Source organism: Streptococcus troglodytae, assembly GCF_002355215.1.
In the GTDB taxonomy this organism is placed as follows: Bacteria; Bacillota; Bacilli; order Lactobacillales; family Streptococcaceae; genus Streptococcus; species Streptococcus troglodytae.
The window spans coordinates 1878579-1892935 of the sequence record NZ_AP014612.1; the positions used below are offsets into that span (position 1 = coordinate 1878579).

Consider the following 14357-nt stretch of genomic DNA (forward strand, 5'->3'; position numbering starts at 1 on the left):
ATTCTTTTTCTTATTTTATCATAAAACCCAGTCAAAGATAAACCTTCTATTTTCAGATAGTGATATTGAAATACGCTACTTTTTGCTGTAAAATGATAAAGTAAAAAATTTTATACAGGAGTCTTCTGAATGAAAAAGACAATTTTGAGCTGTCTGGCTGCCTTTTTCATGCTGTTTATTGGTGTGACAAATGCTCAGGCAGACAACTACCTACGTGTTGGAATGGAAGCAGCCTATGCGCCTTTCAACTGGACCCAAGACAATAGCAACAATGGGGCTGTCCCTATTGAAGGAACAAAGCAATACGCAAACGGCTACGATGTTCAAACAGCTAAAAAAATTGCTAAAGCTCTGGGCAAAAAACCACTCATTGTTAAAACAAAATGGGAAGGACTTGTACCAGCCCTAACATCCGGCAAAATTGACCTGATTATTGCTGGAATGAGTCCAACCAAAGAACGAAAAAAAGAAATTGCCTTTTCTAACAGCTACTATACTAGCGAGCCTGTTCTTGTTGTACGCAAAGACAGTAAATATGCTAAAGCCAAAAATCTCAATGACTTCTCAGGCGCAAAGGTGACCTCCCAACAAGGTGTTTATCTCTATAATTTGATTAATCAGATTCCTAAAGTATCTCGGGAAACAGCTATGGGAGATTTTTCACAAATGCGGCAAGCCTTAGCTTCCAATGTTATTGATGCCTATGTTTCAGAACGCCCTGAAGCCCTGTCATCTACTAAGGCAAATGCTAACTTTAAAATGGTCTCTTTAAAAAACGGCTTCAAAGTTAGTGAATCCGATGTGGCTATTGCTGTTGGCATGCGCAAAGGCGACCCTCGGATAGAACAAGTCAATGCTGCTTTGGCTCACTTTCCCTTAAAAGATCAAATTGCTCTAATGGATAAGATTATTCCTTTGCAACCTAGCCAAAATGAAACTGATAAGACTAAAACTAAAACGAGCTTTTTCAATCAAGTCAGCAAAATTATCCAAAATAACTGGAAAGCTCTCCTCCGCGGGACAGGTGTTACTTTACTCATTTCAATTATTGGTACGATTGCTGGATTGATTATCGGCCTTCTTATTGGTGTTTATCGTACTGCTCCAAAAGCGTCCAATCTCATCTTAGCTTGGTTACAAAAAATTTTTGGATGGTTACTCACAGTTTATATTGAAGTCTTCCGAGGAACACCTATGATTGTACAAGCCATGGTGATATACTACGGAACGGCTCAAGCTTTTGGAGTCTCTCTTGATCGTACACTGGCTGCTATCTTTATTGTTTCTATTAATACAGGTGCTTATATGAGTGAAATCGTTCGTGGCGGTATCTTCGCCGTTGACAAAGGACAGTTTGAAGCAGCAACAGCACTTGGCTTCACTCACAGACAAACCATGAGAAAGATTGTTCTTCCACAAGTTGTCCGCAATATTCTCCCTGCGACAGGTAATGAATTTGTCATTAATATCAAGGATACCTCTGTTTTGAATGTCATTTCTGTTGTGGAACTCTATTTCTCAGGTAATACCGTTGCAACCCAAACTTATCAATATTTCCAAACCTTCTTTATTATCGCTGTTATCTACTTTATTTTAACCTTTACAGTGACACGTATTCTCCGTTTGATTGAAAGAAAAATGGACCAAGACAATTACACTAAAATTGAAGGAGAAACACACTAATGACTGATACTATTTTAGAAATTAACCATTTAAAAAAATCCTTCGGAAAAAATGAAGTTCTCAAAGACATTTCTCTAACAGTCAAAAAGGGAGAAGTCATTTCCATTATTGGTTCCTCAGGTTCTGGTAAATCAACATTTTTACGCTCTATTAACCTCCTTGAAAAACCTACTGGCGGTAAGATTCTCTATCGCGGACAAAATGTGCTTGAAAAAAATTATGACTTAACCAAATATCGTGAGAATTTAGGGATGGTGTTCCAATCTTTCAATCTCTTCAACAATCTTAATGTTCTTGAAAATGCCATAGTTGCCCAAACAACCGTCCTCAAGCGCAATCGTACAGAAGCAGAAAAAATCGCTAAAGACAACCTCAACAAAGTTGGTATGACTGAACAGTATTGGAAGGCAAAACCCAGTCAGCTTTCAGGCGGGCAAAAACAGCGGGTTGCTATCGCGCGTGCCCTGTCCGTAAATCCAGAGGCCATTCTCTTTGACGAACCGACATCTGCTCTTGATCCTGAAATGGTCGGTGAAGTTTTAAAAACAATCAAAGATCTAGCCAAATCAGGCCTGACTATGCTGATTGTTACTCACGAAATGGACTTCGCCCGCGATGTATCAGACCGCGTTATCTTTATGGATCAAGGTGTCATTGCAGAAAGCGGAAAACCTAAACAAATCTTTGAAAATCCTCAAGAAGAACGCACTAAAGTTTTCTTACAGCGTTTTTTGAAGTAAACTTATCTAAAATCTGCTAGGCAAACTTAGCAGGTTTTTTAGTTTTACAACTTTCGCCGTAATAATTAAGAAACTGCCTTATTAAATAGACATCATCAACCAGCTGTTGAAACACATAATAACCCACTTAAAGAAAGATTAAGATTATATCTTTATAATCATAGTCAAGCAAATTCAAACGAAATATACCAAAGTCAAAAGAAAAGACTTAATGGGTTTCATTTGAATTGATACTCTTTAAGATAGGAACAAACTTTTCTTTAGTGAGTATTAACGGAGAATCAAAAAGGAGGTCTAACTATGATAACTTCACAAAAAAATGGATTGCAAAATTTACCTCTTTTCTTTTTTCCTTTGTGATATCAAAATGGATTTACGATCACTTTCTCATTTCTTATGCTCACTACATTTCTAACTATGGTATGAGTTTTGCTTTGAGACTTAATATCATCATTACTCTTATCTTAACTTATTTTACTTTTGTTTTTCTAAAGTTTTGCCAGACACAGCAAATCCGAAACACAAGCATCATGATCTGTTACTTAATTTACATTTTGATGCTCATTTATGTTATCTTTCTAAAAGACATTGGTGCTCAAGGACTCTCGCTTAATCCTCTTTCCTTTATTACCGACATAGCTAATGGCAGTAAATTTGTCCCCGTCATGAATCTACTTATGTTCATCCCCTTAGGTCTTCTGTTTCCTCTGTCAAAAACCAATTTATCTTTCTCTTTGTTGGGACTTTTATTAATAGAAAGTTGTCAATATATGTTTCATTTGGGAACACTTGATTTGGGTGATGTCACCTTAAACCTTCTTAGCATTGCTATTGGTAATACCTTTCATTTCCAGTTACAAAAATGGATAAAAAATTATAGAAGCAATTAAATTTAAGAAAATTCTGTTTTTAAAATACTACAAGAGTAAGAAGAGCTATTATCGCCTTACTCTTGTATTTTTGTTTCGTTTAAAAATTTTTGTAAAATGAGTTAATTTTTCTTGACAAGTGAGTGAACACTTACTATAATGAGTTAAGTGCATAAGTAAGCACTCACTCACTTTATTTTTTAGAAAGAAGTCTTTATGGAAAAATTGCTAGATTTACAAGCTATTCGAAAAAATTTTGGTCATCAAGTTGTCCTTAACAATATTAATTTCAGTTTAGCTGCTGGTGAAATTGTTGGTTTGATTGGTCCGTCAGGTGCCGGAAAATCAACCATGATAAAAACCATGCTTGGTATGGAAAAGGCAGATGAAGGGGATGCACTCGTTTTCAACCATCATATGCCAAATCGACATATTTTGGGAGAAATCGGCTATATGGCACAATCCGATGCGCTTTACGAAACACTTTCTGGTTTGGAAAATATGGCATTTTTTGCCCAAATGAAGGGCTTAACTAGAATAGAGATTCCCCAAGCCATTGACCATGCTGCCCAAGTTGTTGATTTGTCTGAGCACCTTAATAAGTCAGTTGCAGGTTATTCTGGAGGAATGAAGCGCCGTCTATCTTTAGCCATTGCCCTTCTAGGAAATCCCAGACTCCTTATCCTTGACGAACCAACTGTTGGGATTGATCCCGCATTGCGCCGCAAGGTCTGGAAAGAGCTACGCCAATTAAAAAAAGATGGTGTTGGTATTTTAGTTACAACACACGTTATGGATGAAGCCGAATTAACGGATAAGGTTGGTTTATTATTGGATGGCAAAATTATGGCCTTTGATAGTCCTGCCAATTTAAAATCTACTTATGCTGTTGATACTATTGAAGATGTTTTCTTGAAGGCAGAAGGAGAATTACGATGAGAATTTTAGCCATTTCAAAAAAAGTACTCATAGAATTATTACGTGATAAACGATCTCTGGCACTCTTGTTTTTAGCACCCATTTTCATCATGTGGCTGATGAATGCCGCCTTTTCTGCCAGTACAGATACCCATGTTAAGATAGCTTCTGTTAATGTCTCTGATACTGTCACAAAAGCATTAGATGATATCAAACATATTAGTAGCAAGGATTATAAGACAGAAAAAGCTGCTAAAAAGGCTTTAAAAGATGAAAAAGTCGATGCCATACTTGTTTACAAAGACAAGGAAAATTATGAGATGACCTATGCCAACACTGACCCTAGCAAAACTAGTTTAACGCGACAAGCTATTAAAAATACTCTAAAACAGACACAGGTCCAAAAATTGGTTCAAAATCTCAAAAAAGCGCAGGAAGCACAGGCCAAAGCTGCTCAAGCTCAAGGTAATTCTGTACAGTCCGAAATTAATAACGGAACGCAAGCACAAGCTGCAAATAACACTGGAGATAAGCAAACTAAAGTCAATACCAAACAAACCAAATTTGATTTGTCTGAAAACTACATTTATGGGGATAAGGACACTACTTTCTTTACTAAAATGACACCAATTCTTATGGGCTTCTTTGTCTTCTTCTTCGTGTTCCTCATCTCAGGTATGGCTCTTCTTAAAGAACGCACGACAGGTACACTTGACCGTCTTTTAGCTACACCAGTTAAACGCTCTGATATCGTCTTTGGTTATATGCTGTCTTATAGTCTCATTGCAGCATTGCAAACAACGGTTATTGTTTTGTCAACTATCTGGCTTCTAGACTTAGAAGTTCTTGGTAATATAGGAGATGTTATTGTTGTTAATATTCTCTTTGCTCTCGTTGCCCTATCCTTTGGTCTTTTGCTATCCACCTTAGCCCAATCAGAATTCCAAATGATGCAATTTATTCCTATTGTTATTGTTCCACAAATCTTTTTTTCAGGCATTATTTCACTAGATTCCATGGCAGACTGGGTACAATCTCTCGGTAAAATTTTACCTCTCTATTACACTGGACATGCTCTATCAAAAATTATTTTAAATGGTACTAGTATTTTTGATCTTGAACCTGACTTGTTTGCCCTTCTTATCTTCTTAACTATTTTAACGGCGCTTAATGTTATTGGACTAAAACGCTACCGCAAGGTATAATAAAAGAAATAAGAGTGAGGTAATTATGGAAAACAACACGATTTTACACAACTATCAGGATTGGCTAGAGCATCACAAAATGCCTGCGGGGAAAAAGAAAACACTAGTCGCTGCTATTGAGCTCTTTTCTCAGCAAGGCTATAATGGGACTTCAACTGCCCAAATTGCAGAAAAGGCTGGAATTAGCCAAGCAACGATTTTTAAATATTTTAAAACCAAAAGTGACCTCCTATCAGAAATTATGCAGCCTATGATTCCTGAACTAAAAAGAGATTTTTTCCCAAAATTACAAGCTTATACTAAACTTGAAGAAGTTGTTCACTTTATTGTTCAGGATCGTTTTCAATTTTTGACTCAGAATGCTGACCTTATCAAAATTCTTATCCAAGAAGCTCTTGTCAATATAAAATTACGAAAAACACTGTTAACCAATATTCAACTTACAATTTCAAAAGATTTTATGGCTTATTGGCAAACGTTAAAACAGATTAATCCTCAAATTAATCCTAACCTCAGTGGTATTGAGGTTATCAGAACCAACGTTGGCTTACTCTTTGCTTACTTCACACAGCGTTTTATTTTAAATATACCAACACTCTCAGAAGCAGATGATTTGGACTTAATTGAAAAACAAATTTTATCTCTTTTAACACTAAAATAAAAGCTCAAAATCTTGACTAATCGCTATTGTACCGCACTTACAAAACGTAGTGAACTAAAGTCATAAAAGCAAAAATTCTAGCTCATCATTATGATGAGCTAGAATTTTTATAATTATTACAATCTTGCTTTCAAAGCAGACATGACTTGTGTCCGAATGTCTTCTGCTCCTTCAGGATTAGCAGGTAAAAAAATGGAGCTATTGCCATGTTGCGCAAAGGTATTAAGAGAATCAAGGTATTGATTGGTCAAAAGAATAGACATGATTTGCTCTTCTGTCAATGATACATTAGTACCTTTTAATTCCATGATAGACTCAGCTAAACCATCAACAATCGCCTTACGCTGTTGGGCAATACCAACACCATGGAGACGGTCTTTTTCAGCCTCAGCTTCTGCAGCAGTGACAATTTTAATTTTATCAGCATTTGCCAATTCTTGCGCAGCAACGCGCTTACGCTGTGCAGCGTTAATCTCATTCATGGATTGTTTAACTTCGGCATCAGGTTCAACCTTAGTAATCAGGGTTTTAACAATGATATAACCGTAAGTTGACATTTCTTCGGCAACTTGATGCTGTACTTCAAGAGCAATTTCATCTTTTTTCTCAAATAATTCATCTAAAGTTAATTTAGGAACAGACGAACGCAGCGCATCTTCAATATAAGATTGTATTTGCGCTTCTGGTCTCATGAGTTTGTAATAAGCGTCAATAACATTTTGCTCATTAACCCTATATTGCGTAGCAACATTAAGCGTCACAAAAACGTTGTCCTTTGTCTTAGTTTCGACAATAATTTCCGATTGAAGCAGACGTAATTGGATACGCGCAGCAATTTTATCAATTCCAAAAGGTAAACGTAAATGAATCCCACTAGCGGAAGTCAATTGATATTTACCAAAGCGTTCAATAATAGCAACTGTTTGTTGGCGAACAACATAAAGTCCACTGGCAATCAAAAGGATGACCAAAAACAGTATGAAACATAAAAAAATAAAAACTCCCATGATAATCTCCTTTTTTCATATTATAGACTATTTCAAATTTTTTGATAAGAATAGTCAGACGAGCATATTATACAGACTTTCATTCCCATGAAGATTGATATAACCCGGGTCAAAAGCACTCAAACGATCAATTAGAGCCTGATAATCATTTTTATCCGCTAAAGTAATGCCGATTAGGACTGGACCTGTCCCTTTATTGGCACGTTTAATATATTCAAAACGGGTGATATCATCATTTGGTCCTAAAATATCATTAACAAATTCACGTAGAGCTCCTGGGCGCTGCGGGAAATTAACAACAAAGTAATGCTTGACGCCATCATAGATGAGTGCCCTCTCTTCCATTTCCTGCATACGGTTAATATCGTTATTCCCACCGGAAATAATACAGACAATGGTTTTGCCCTTAATATCATCTTTCATTTCTTCTAGAGCTGCAATAGAAGCTGCTCCAGCTGGTTCTGCAATAATACCTTGTTTAGAATACATATCAATCAAGGCTTCAGAAATGAGGCCTTCATCCACACCAATCAAACGATCAACATACTTCCTAGCAACATCATAGGTAGAACGTCCAACCTTTTGAACAGCTATACCATCTGCGAACTTATCAATATGCTCTAATTTAACAGGATGTCCCTTATCAAAAGCTGCCCGCATGCTGCGAGCTCCCATTGCCTCAACGCCAATAACCTCAATTTCAGGAGCTACATCTTTAATATAGGCTGATACACCTGAAATAAGACCGCCGCCGCCAACAGGTACTAAAATAGCATCAAAGCTTAAGCCATCTTCTTGAGCCTGATCATAAATTTCATAAGCAATTGTTCCTTGACCCGCTTGTACCATGTCATTATCAAAGGGATCGATAAAGGTCATACCTTCAGCTTTCGTATAATCTTGGGCTGCCTGAGCAGAAGCATCAAAAGTATCACCTACCAATTTGATCGTTACAAAGGTGCCTCCAAAAAATTGTACCTGACCAATTTTTTGATGAGGGGTTGTTACAGGCATAAAAATAGTTGCAGGTATTTTCATTTCATTACAGGTATAAGCAACTCCTTGAGCGTGATTTCCGGCAGAAGCACAAACAACTCCCCTAGCCTTTTCTTCATCTGATAATTGTGAAATAGCATAATAAGCGCCACGAATTTTAAAAGAACGCACCTTTTGCATATTTTCACGTTTTAAATAAATTGTCGCTCCATATTTTTCTGACAAATAGCGATCAAAATCAAGTGGTGTTCGAACAACAACATCTTTTAAGATTTTGTTAGCAGCAACCACATCTTTAGCTGAAATCATAATAGTCCTCTTTTTCAAAATATTCAGTCTATTTATTATAACAAAAAAATCGCTAAAATGATATATCGGAATCTGTCCGTTTGACAACAAAAACACTTAACAAGCAATATTAAGTATTTTATACGAAACAGGAACAAACTGCAAACCCAAAAATTGATAAGGAGACTTCAAATGCCATTGCTGGCATTCTTTAAAAACATAAAAAAGCTGGAAAACATCCAACTTTTCATGTCATTTATTTTAGTTATAGATTTTGAAAGCATCGTCATCGTTTTGATTAACAAATGGCATTGCTTTACGAAGTTCTGCACCAATTTTTTCAATTTCGAGTCCTTCAGCTTCTTTACGGAAAGCTTTCAAACGTGGGAAGCCAGCATCATGATCTTCCACGAATTCACGGGCAAATTTACCTGATTGAATATCAGCAAGAGCAGCTTTCATGCTTTCTTTTACTTCTGGACCGATAACACGTGGGCCTGTCACAAAGTCACCAAATTCAGCGGTATTTGAACATGATTGACGCATTTTCTTGAAACCACCTTCATAGATAAGGTCTACAATCAATTTCATTTCATGAAGCACTTCAAAATAAGCCAATTGTGGAGCATACCCTGCTTCAGTAAGAACTTCAAAACCAGCTTCAATAAGGTGAGTTAAACCACCCATAAGAACCGCTTGTTCCCCAAAAAGGTCTTCTTCCGTTTCTTCTTTGAAAGTTGTTACGAGGAGACCTACACGTGCAGAACCGATTCCTTTAGCCCAATCCATTGCAATATTTTCAGCATTACCAGTTGGATTTTGATAAACAGCATACAAAGCAGGTACCCCAAACCCTTCTGTATAAGTACGGCGTACCAAATGTCCTGGTCCCTTAGGAGCAACCATGAAAACATCTACATCTTCTGGTGCCTTAATATAACCAAAATGGATATTAAAACCATGAGCGAAACCAAGAGCCTTACCAGCACTTAAGTTAGGAGCAATTTCATCTTTATAGATATCTTTTTGAATTTCATCTGGTGCTAAAACCATGATAATGTCAGCCAATTTAGTAGCTTCACCAACTTCATAAGTATCAAAACCATCTTCTTTTGCTTTGTCAAATGATTTCCCATGACGCACACCGATGATAACATCATGACCTGAATCTCGCAAGTTTTGGGCATGCGCATGTCCTTGTGATCCATAACCAATAACAGCAATCTTCTTGCCATCAAGTGCTGCTACTTTTACATCTGCTTCATATAACATTTCTACTGCCATAATTAAAATCTCTTTTCTAAAATATTTTTTATTGCCATTAGGGCAAAGGTTAACAAAATTAAAGTATTAGGATAAATCTCTAGTAAAGCCTGTCGCTCCCGTACGAGCGATATTTTTCACCCCGTAAGGCTGAATGACTCGAATAAGAGCTTCAATCTTATCTGCATCACCAGTCATTTGAATAGTAATAGACTTTGGTGCGACATCAATAACACTGGCACGAAAAGGCTGAATAATCGCCAAAATCTCCGCACGCTTACTAGTTGGGGCAGCAACCTTAATCAAGATGACTTCGCGTTCCAAGTGAGGTTTATCTGTAATATCTCGAACACGAACAACATCAATTAGACGATTAAGCTGCTTCATAATCTGTTCAACTTCCTCCAAGGAGTCAACATCAATAATAATGGTAATTCTTGAAATATTGGGGATTTCAGTATGACCTACTGAGATAGACTCAATATTAACTTGACGACGAGAAAGAACTCCTGTAAAACGATTCAGGACTCCTGTGGAATTTTGAAGTTTGGCTGTTAACATTCTACGCATTAAAAGTCACCCCCAACATTTCCGCATTGCTCTTTCCTGATGGTACCATTGGATAAACATGCTCACGATTAGAAATATCAACTTCTATCAACATAGGCTTGTTTTCCAAAATAACTTCCAAATCTTTTTCTAAAGTCAAAGGATTGTCCAATTTATAATGGCTGATCCCATAAGATTCAGCTAAAAGTTGGAAATTAGGTTCATCATCAAAGGTTGACTCACTGCGACGCTCATCATAAAAAGATTCCTGCCACTGACGAACCATTCCTAAAGAATGATTATTAATTAAGACAAGCTTAATTGGAACGCCGTAACCATTTAAAATAGCCAACTCTTGATTAGTCATTTGAAAACCGCCATCACCAACAAAAAGAACAACCTCTTTATCAGGATTAGCTAATTTGGCTCCCACAGCTGCAGGAATACCAAATCCCATTGTTCCTAGGCCGCCTGATGTGATAATCTGACGCTCATTTTTATAAGGATAAAATTGAGCTGCCCACATTTGATGCTGACCAACATCCGTAATAATAACGGCATCACCTTTTGTTAATTTACCAATTGTTTCAATAACGTGCTGTGGTTTGATAACTTCTTGGTCAAACTTATAACTAAATGGAGCCTTAGCCTTATTTTGCAAGACCTTATCCGTCCATTCTCTGTGTCTTGTGGATACTTTATCAGACTCTAAGAGCTGTTTTAAGGTTTTCTTGGCATCTCCAACAACTGGAATAGCCGTCTTAACGACCTTACCAATTTCAGCAGGATCTATATCAACATGAGCCACAACAGCCTTTTGGGCAAAAGTCTTAGGGTTTCCTGTCAAACGATCCGCAAATCGCGAACCAAAATTAATGAGAAAATCGCATTCCGTCAAAGCCATATTGGAAGCATAAGAACCATGCATCCCTCCCATCCCTAATGATAACGGATGGTCAATTGGCATAACTCCCAAACTCAAAAGCGTTGAGACAACAGGAATCTGATAACGTTCTGCAAAAGCAATAAGTTCTGCAGAAGCTCCTGAATAATTGACACCGCCACCTGCTAGAATCAAAGGTTTTTTTGCCTTTTTTAATTGGCTCAAGATTTTCTTGATTTGTAAATTATTTGGCTCAATGGTTGGTTGATAACCCGGAATTTTAATTGTCGTTTCATTAAAAGAACTTACTTTTTTCTCAGAAACATCTTTAGGTAAATCAATAACGACTGGCCCAGGACGTCCTGTTGTCGCAATATGAACAGCCTCTGTTACAATTCTTGGGATATCGGCTGTTTCGCGAACCTGATAATTATATTTAGTAATTGGCATCGTAACACCAATAATATCAGCTTCTTGAAAGGCATCTTTACCAATACCCGGAGTTGCAACCTGCCCAGTAAAAACCAACATTGGGACACTATCACTCATAGCATCGGCAATCCCGGTAATGGCATTAGTCGCTCCAGGACCACTGGTAACAATAGCTACACCAAGTTTCCCTGTTGACTTTGCAAATCCTTCCGCTTCATGCACTGCTCCTTGTTCATGACGCGCTAAAATATGACGAATGTTGTCTTGTTTATAAATAGCATCATAAAGTGGTAAGACAGCGCCACCAGGATAGCCAAAAATAGTTTCTACTCCTAAATTTGCCAAAGTATCAAGAAGAAGTTCTGAGCCTGATTTAGGATTTTCAAGAGATATTTTTTCCACAGAAACCTCCTTTTCAATTATTGTTCAAATTTTCAAAAAATTCAAATCACTTAGTTTATATCATAACACTTTTGAAAAATTTTGCAAGTCAATTTGGCAATTATCCCCCTAATTTTCATTACTTTTTCCAAAAGAAAAAAAGCCGCCAGCAAACGACTTGATTTCTTATTCTACACTCATCAAATAAGGATAGACGGGTTGATCTCCTTGATGAATTTCGACTTCCATTTCTTCATGCTGATTTTCAAAATCTTCAGCTAATTTTTGAGCTTGTTCTTGACTACCTTCTTCGCCAACATAAATGGTGACAATTTCACTGTCTTCAGCAATCATTTTTTCAAGCAGTTGATGTAAGGCCTGATCCATATCTGGATTTGATACGAGGATTTTTCCATTGACCATACCTAAAATATCATCTTTATGAATATCAAGACCATCAATCGTCGTATCACGAACAGCCCTAGTAACACTACCACTGACAACATCAGTCAAACTTTCTGTCATAGCCACAAGATTATCTTCAAGAGAATTTGCGGCATTAAAGGCCAAGAGACTTGTTAATCCTTGTGGAATGGTTCGGGTCTCAACAACTGCTGCAGGAACATCAACAACATCTGCTGCACTCTGCGCAGCCATAAAAATATTTTTATTATTCGGTAAAATAATGATATTTTCAGCCTTAACAGATTCAATCGCTTTAACAACATCTTCTGTAGAAGGGTTCATTGTCTGACCACCTGAGATGATATAATCAACACCTTGTGCCTTAAAGATTTTTGCCAAACCTTCACCGGCGACAACTGCAATAATACCAAATTTCTTCGTTTCTCGCGGTAAATCAGCAGTGGTATTTTCCTTTTGCACCTGAGCATCGTGTTGATTTCGCATGTTATCCACTTTAACTTTGACCAAGGCACCATACTTAAGTCCTTCTTGCATGACAAGTCCGGGATCTTCGGTATGAACATGAACCTTAACAATTTCATCATCATTGACAACTAAAAGAGAATCTCCTAAATTATTTAAATAATTTCGAAAATCTTCGTAATTAAAATCTTTAACATAGGTAGGACCCTGTTTTAGCGCTACCATAATTTCTGTACAGTAACCAAAAGTAATATCTTCTGTTGCAACATGGCTGGCAACAGATTTATGATGTTCGGCATTAATCATTTCTGTCATATTAGCAGGTGTCGCTTGAAAATCTTCTGAGATAATATAATCACCTGTCAAGGCTGATAGGAAGCCTTCATAAATGAATACGAGACCTTGACCTCCTGAATCAACAACACCAACTTCCCTTAAAACCGGAAGCAAATCCGGTGTCTTAGCCAGTGCTGCTTTAGCTCCATCCAATGCCGCCTGCATCACTTCAATCGCATCATCTGTATTTTCAGATTTTTTAATAGCTGCCGTCGCAGCACCACGCGATACAGTTAAGATGGTCCCTTCAACCGGCTTCATGACTGCTTTATAAGCTACTTCAACACCGACTTGTAGAGCCTGCGCTAAATCTTTACCCGTTAATTCTTCCTTATTTTTTATGCTTTGACCAAAACCGCGGAAAAGCTGAGAAGTGATAACACCTGAATTTCCCCGTGCCCCCATTAAAAGACCTTTGGAAAGAATTTGTCCAACTTCACCCACCGTAGAAGCTGGCTTATCTGAAACTTCCTTAGCACCGTTATCCATGGTCATGCCCATATTAGTACCTGTATCACCATCTGGGACAGGAAAGACATTCAGTGAATTGACATACTCTGCTTGTTTACCAAGACGGGTTGCAGCTGCCTGAACCATTCCTTGGAATAAACTTGTTGTAATATTAGCCACTAATCTTCTCCCACAACTTTAATATTTTGTACATAAACATTAACCATATCAGCCGTAATGCCTAACTGATTTTCAAGGTTAAACTTAACACGTTCTTGAATATTCTTTGACACTTCGCTAATTTTGACACCATAACTCATCACAGTATAAACATCAACTGAAATACCGGCATCTGTCGACTTTATGACAACACCTTTAGAATAGTTTTCCTTACGCAGAAGTGCTTGAAAATTATCCTTGAGGGCACTTTTACTTGCCATGCCAACAACTCCAAAGATTTCATTAGCTGAACCGCCAACGACTGTCGCGATCACATCATCAGACAATTCAATTTGACCATCTTTTGTATTAATTTTTACCGTCATTTTGCTACCTCAAAAAGTTTTTATCAGTTTATTTTACCATAATATAGAAACCTTGTAAAAATATAGGTATATAGATTATCTTTCCTAAATATCAAGAGATAGCTTGTTTATCTTGTGTAACAAGTCATTTGACCCACTATTGTCAAATCAGTTTTCTTCACATTGAAATAAGGTGTCTACAACTTACTTAACAAGAAATATTTTAACCGATCTAGGTGGACTGTTAAAAGTTAAAGACTAAAAGACAAAAATTCCAATCAGAA

At 37.2% G+C, this 14357-nt stretch carries 12 protein-coding genes and 1 pseudogene; 6 read left to right on the forward strand and 7 right to left on the reverse strand.

What is annotated here, in order from left to right; translation table 11 throughout:
* The first annotated feature begins 129 nt into the window (after positions 1-129).
* The 6 genes and pseudogenes from SRT_RS09125 (at position 130) to SRT_RS09150 (ending at position 6076) form a co-directional block, all read left to right on the forward strand.
* Positions 130-1683 (forward strand): ABC transporter substrate-binding protein/permease, encoded by a 1554-nt coding sequence (locus SRT_RS09125; protein ID WP_128833865.1) that lies wholly within the window; start codon positions 130-132, stop codon positions 1681-1683.
* Positions 1683-2423: an amino acid ABC transporter ATP-binding protein gene (locus SRT_RS09130; protein ID WP_128833866.1), complete on the forward strand. Its 741-nt coding sequence runs from the start codon at positions 1683-1685 to the stop codon at positions 2421-2423. Before SRT_RS09125 ends, SRT_RS09130 begins: the two co-directional genes overlap by 1 nt.
* Positions 2424-2723: 300 nt before the next feature.
* Positions 2724-3313: pseudogene (locus tag SRT_RS09135) on the forward strand (VanZ family protein).
* A 195-nt stretch (positions 3314-3508) separates the two neighbouring features.
* Positions 3509-4231 carry an ABC transporter ATP-binding protein gene (locus tag SRT_RS09140; RefSeq protein ID WP_128833867.1) on the forward strand — a complete coding sequence of 241 codons (723 nt, stop codon included), beginning with the start codon at positions 3509-3511 and terminating at the stop codon, positions 4229-4231.
* Positions 4228-5415 carry an ABC transporter permease gene (locus SRT_RS09145; RefSeq protein WP_128833868.1) on the forward strand — a complete coding sequence of 396 codons (1188 nt, stop codon included), beginning with the start codon at positions 4228-4230 and terminating at the stop codon, positions 5413-5415. The genes SRT_RS09140 and SRT_RS09145 overlap by 4 nt, the downstream gene beginning before the upstream one ends.
* Positions 5416-5440: 25 nt before the next feature.
* The gene (locus tag SRT_RS09150; RefSeq protein WP_128833869.1) at positions 5441-6076 is read left to right on the forward strand and encodes a TetR/AcrR family transcriptional regulator; all 636 of its coding nucleotides are present in this window, start codon (positions 5441-5443) and stop codon (positions 6074-6076) included.
* A 116-nt stretch (positions 6077-6192) separates the two neighbouring features.
* On the opposite strand, the gene SRT_RS09155 is transcribed toward SRT_RS09150, so the two are convergent.
* The 7 genes from SRT_RS09155 to SRT_RS09185 form a co-directional block, all read right to left on the reverse strand.
* Complete coding sequence (locus SRT_RS09155) at positions 6193-7083, reverse strand: SPFH domain-containing protein (protein WP_128833870.1); 891 nt, start codon at positions 7081-7083, stop codon at positions 6193-6195.
* 54 nt (positions 7084-7137) lie between these two features.
* A complete protein-coding gene (gene ilvA, locus SRT_RS09160) occupies positions 7138-8388 on the reverse strand; it encodes a threonine ammonia-lyase IlvA (protein WP_128833871.1) in 1251 nt (416 codons plus the stop codon).
* Positions 8389-8628: 240 nt separating this feature from the next.
* Complete coding sequence (ilvC, locus tag SRT_RS09165; protein ID WP_128833872.1) at positions 8629-9651, reverse strand: ketol-acid reductoisomerase; 1023 nt, start codon at positions 9649-9651, stop codon at positions 8629-8631.
* Positions 9652-9717: 66 nt separating this feature from the next.
* A complete protein-coding gene (ilvN, locus tag SRT_RS09170) occupies positions 9718-10200 on the reverse strand; it encodes an acetolactate synthase small subunit (RefSeq protein ID WP_002262761.1) in 483 nt (160 codons plus the stop codon).
* On the reverse strand, positions 10193-11896 hold the full coding sequence (locus SRT_RS09175; protein WP_128833873.1) for an acetolactate synthase large subunit: 1704 nt from the start codon (positions 11894-11896) through the stop codon (positions 10193-10195). Before SRT_RS09175 ends, ilvN begins: the two co-directional genes overlap by 8 nt.
* Before the next feature lie 165 nt (positions 11897-12061).
* On the reverse strand, positions 12062-13729 hold the full coding sequence (gene fakA / locus SRT_RS09180; RefSeq protein WP_128833874.1) for a fatty acid kinase ATP-binding subunit FakA: 1668 nt from the start codon (positions 13727-13729) through the stop codon (positions 12062-12064).
* Positions 13729-14094 (reverse strand): Asp23/Gls24 family envelope stress response protein, encoded by a 366-nt coding sequence (locus SRT_RS09185; RefSeq protein ID WP_128833875.1) that lies wholly within the window; start codon positions 14092-14094, stop codon positions 13729-13731. The genes fakA and SRT_RS09185 overlap by 1 nt, the downstream gene beginning before the upstream one ends.
* Between the last annotated feature and the right edge of the window lie 263 nt (positions 14095-14357).